This is a genomic window from Selenomonas sp. (assembly GCF_052169755.1).
Classification (GTDB): Bacteria; Bacillota; Negativicutes; order Selenomonadales; family Selenomonadaceae; genus Selenomonas.
Map to the genome: position 1 here is coordinate 1 of NZ_JBQNBV010000157.1, position 4,023 is coordinate 4,023.

Annotated in this window: 5 protein-coding genes; all 5 read left to right on the forward strand. The window is 56.8% G+C overall.

The genetic code is table 11. The features are described 5' to 3' along the window. Positions 1–526: FkbM family methyltransferase (locus tag ACTTKG_RS09470; protein WP_442673957.1), on the forward strand; the 526-nt coding region annotated here is incomplete at its 5' end. A 2-nt stretch (positions 527–528) separates the two neighbouring features. Beyond that, positions 529–1,554, forward strand: coding sequence for a radical SAM protein (locus ACTTKG_RS09475; protein WP_442673958.1), 1,026 nt, complete (start codon positions 529–531; stop codon positions 1,552–1,554). A gap of 9 nt (positions 1,555–1,563) precedes the next feature. Next, positions 1,564–2,580: a radical SAM/SPASM domain-containing protein gene (locus ACTTKG_RS09480; RefSeq protein ID WP_442673959.1), complete on the forward strand. Its 1,017-nt coding sequence runs from the start codon at positions 1,564–1,566 to the stop codon at positions 2,578–2,580. Continuing rightward, positions 2,577–3,602, forward strand: coding sequence for a radical SAM/SPASM domain-containing protein (locus tag ACTTKG_RS09485; protein ID WP_442673960.1), 1,026 nt, complete (start codon positions 2,577–2,579; stop codon positions 3,600–3,602). The genes ACTTKG_RS09480 and ACTTKG_RS09485 overlap by 4 nt, the downstream gene beginning before the upstream one ends. 225 nt (positions 3,603–3,827) lie before the next feature. Further along, positions 3,828–4,023: radical SAM protein (locus ACTTKG_RS09490; RefSeq protein WP_442673961.1), on the forward strand; the 196-nt coding region annotated here is incomplete at its 3' end.

Genomic DNA, 4,023 nt, shown 5'->3' on the forward strand with positions numbered 1-4,023 from the left:
CTGTGGCGCATTTGACGGCGACACGCTGCGTGCGCTTTCGGCGGCGGGCAGGAAGATTCACGACTATCTCGCGTTCGAGCCGCAGCAGGAGCTTGGCGCACGCATTCATGCGTCGGCTGAGGCGCTTGCGATTCCCCGCGCGATGATCGTGCCGTGCGGCATATCAAGCAAGGTGCAGCAGATCCGCTTCGGTACGGCTGAAGAGGGAAAGTCTGCTGTGAAGAGGGATGCGGCGGGGGAAAATGTCATCCAGTGCACAGCGCTTGATACGATGCTCGCAGGCACGCCGCCGACGTTCATCAAGATGGACATCGAGGGCATGGAGATCGAAGCCCTGCGCGGCGCACAAAAGCTCATTCGAGAACATCATCCGCAGCTCGCGATCTGCGTCTATCATGACATGTCGCATATCTGGCGCATACCGCTGCTGCTGCGCGAGTTCTATGGCGGCTATCGCTTCTACTTGCGCAATTATCAATATATGGGTCTGGAAACCGTGGTCTATGCTTTTGCAGATGGAGAATGAATATGGCAGAAATCAAACCGAATTACGACACGAAGCGGAAGAAGCTCGCGGACATCATCCCGCTCGCGCAGCCGTTCACTGTATACATCGAGCAGACGAAGTACTGCAACTTCAAGTGCTTTTACTGCATCCATTCGACGCGCGATGAGGCGGGCGGCGAGTTTCAGAAACTTGGGCACCGCATGATGCACATGGACGAGGCGTATTTTGACAAGATCGTGCACGACTTGCAGGAGTTTCCCAAGGGCGGTGTCAAGCGCATCGTCTTTTCCGGTCTAGGCGAGCCGCTGACGAATCCTCTGCTGCCGACCTTCGTCAAGAAGATTGTCGATGCTGATATCGCGGGGCGCGTCGAGGTCATCACGAACGGGCTTCTTCTCACGCCGGAAAAGAGCGATGCACTCGTCGCAGCGGGCATCACGAACATCAATATCTCCGTGCAGGGTCTTGACGCTGCCGGCTACGAAAAGACGTGCGGCGTGCGCATCGACTTCGAGCAGTATTTGGAAAACCTGCGCTATCTCTTTGCGCACAAAAAGAATACGGCGATCTACATTAAGGCGATCGACGCGACTGTGCCGACAGAAGAAGAGCAGAAGACATTTCTTGAGCTGTTCAGCCCGATGGCAGACCGCATCTATATTGAGCATCTTGTCGTCATGCAGCAGCAGATGGAAGACCTCAAGGGCGTTGTCGATGGTTCGAAGAACTTCTATGGCGAGGCGCTGGATCTCGACCGCAAGGTCTGTGCGCAGTCCTTCTACTTCCTGCAAATCGGCTGCGAGGGGCATACATTCCCCTGTCCCGTGCCCGGTCTGGGCAAGGGGCTGTCGATGGGCAATGCGAAGGAGCAGTCGCTCGTGGAGATCTGGAACGGGCCGAAGCGCAGAGCATTCCTGCGTATGCTGCTGCAAAAGCGTAAGGATGAGGTGCCCGAGTGTCGCGGCTGTACATGCTTCAATGCGATCAACAATCCGGCGGAAGATCTTGATGCGGATGCAGAAAGACTCCTGCCGCTCTTTTCCTGAGGAGGAAATATGGCGTCTGAAATTAAACCCATCTATGGAACGGAGCGCGTGAAGCTCGCCGAAGTCGTGCCGCTTGCAGCACCCTACAGCGCGTTCGTCTTTCCGACGACGTACTGCAATTTCAAGTGCGCGTACTGCGGGCACTCGCTTGGTCATGCCGAGATGAAACGGCAATACGACTTCCAGCCCGAGCACATGACGATGGAAACATACGAAAAGACGGTAGAACAGCTCGCGGAGTTTCCGCAAAAGCTCAAGCTGCTGTCGCTCACGGGACAGGGCGAACCGCTCCTCAATCCACATATTGCCGACATGGTTCGTCTGGCGAAGGAAAAGGGGATCGCCGAGCGCATCGAGATCATCTCGAACGCCTCCATGCTGCGTCCGGCGCTCGCCGATGCACTGATCGACGCGGGGCTTGATACTCTGCGCGTGTCGCTTCAAGGGCTTTCCTCGGAGAAGTATGCGACGATCTGCAAGGCGCGTGTGAATTTCGAGGAGCTGTTGGAGAATCTCCGCTATTTCTATGCACATCGCGGCAAGACGAAACTCTTCCTGAAGGTCATGGACGTCGCGCTCGAAGAGGGCGAGGACGAGAAGTTCTATGCGCTCTTCTCCGATATGACGGATCGCATGTATATCGAGCACATGCTGCCCGCCTACGATGGTGTGGAACTGACGCAGGGCATGAAGATCGAGCACGATCGCTATGGCACTAAGACGGAGGGCATCCGCAAGGTCTGTCCGCTTGCCTTCTATATGCTCGGCGTGTTTCCGAACGGCGACGTGGAGCCGTGCGATACGATCTACAAGCCGATCGTCCTCGGCAACGTGCATGAGATGCGTATCTTGGATATGTGGCATGGGGAAAAGCTGCGCGAGTTCTGGCAGCTGCAGCTGGCGGGCAGGCGCGAGGAGAACAAGCGCTGTGCGCACTGCTGCGCACCGAACGATGTCGCGCATCCCGAGGATGTCTTGGACGGTGCGGCAGGGGAAATTCTCGCCCGTCTGGAGGCGTGGCGATGAGAGCCGTGCGCATCGACGGGCAGACGCCGGGTGGAAAGCGGCAGCGTCTCGCCGACCGGCTGCCGCTCGATACGCCGTTTTCCATCCAGGTATTTCCCGTCTATGCGTGCAACCTCGCGTGCGCCTATTGCATCCACTCCGTGCCGCCGGAGGAGCGCGGCTTCATCGCTGCCAAGACCGTGCTTGACATGGGGCTTTACCGAAAGTTCATCGCCGATCTTGCCGCTTTTCCCCGCCCGCTCAAAATGCTGCGCTTTGCAGGCACGGGCGAGCCGCTCCTGCATCCGCAGATTGCCGAGATGGTCGCATGTGCGAAGGCGGCGGGCGTCGCCGAATCGCTCGACATTGTGACGAACGGTCTGCGGCTGACGCGTGAGTTGTCTGCGGCTCTCGTCCGTGCGGGACTCGGGCGCATCCGCATTTCTCTGCAGGGGCTTTCGGATGCGGCATACGCTTATACGAAAAAACGGGGTATTTTTCAAAATCTCGTGGAGAATATCGGCTGGCTCTATGCGCATCGCGGCGATACAAAGATCTATGTGAAGATCATGGACTGTGCGCTCGGCGATGGCGAGGAGGCGGAGTTTTTGCGCATCTTCGGCGACATCGCCGACTTCATCGCGGTCGAGCATCTGATCCCCGCCGTCGAGCAGATCGATTACGAAAAGATCGCGGGTCATGCGCTCGCGGATGTGACGCAGAACGGTGCTGCCGTGCGCATGGCAAAGGTCTGCCCGCAGCCCTTCTACATGATGCAGCTCAATCCCGACGGGATGATGGCACCGTGCTGCGCTATGGAAACGGCAGAAATATTAGGTGATGTTTCTAAAGAATCGGTGCGTGCAATCTGGCAGGGCGAGCGTTTGCAGAGGTTCCTCGAAGCACAGCTTCGCGGCAGGAAGGATGCGTATGCGACATGCGCGAAGTGCAGGCAGTATCGCTATGCGATGTTCGAGGAGGATGTGCTTGATCAAGATGCAGAGCGGTTACTGGAAGCGTTGGAATGGAGGAAATCCGTGTGAAGCAGGAGAAGAAATGGAAGGATTTTACAGCGGGGGGGGGTAAATGCTCTTCGCATTGAGGGGCAGGCAGTCAATGGCAAACGCTTGCCGTTAGGCGCGAGTATCCCTTTGCAGACACCGTACGCCATCACGGTATTTCCGATCTATGCGTGCAATTTCCGATGCAGCTATTGCGTACATTCTCTTCGAGAAGATGAGCATCCTAAGGTATGCACGGAAAAGGTCATGGATTTCTCGTTGTATCAGAAATTCATCGATGATCTTGCCGAGTTCCCTGTACCGCTCAAAGTACTGCATTTTGCAGGCTTGGGGGAGCCGCTTCTTCACCCGCGCATTGCCGATATGGTTCGCTATGCGAAGGAAAAGAACATCGCGCAGACGGTGGACATCGTATCGAACGGCGCTCTGCTCAAAGATGGTC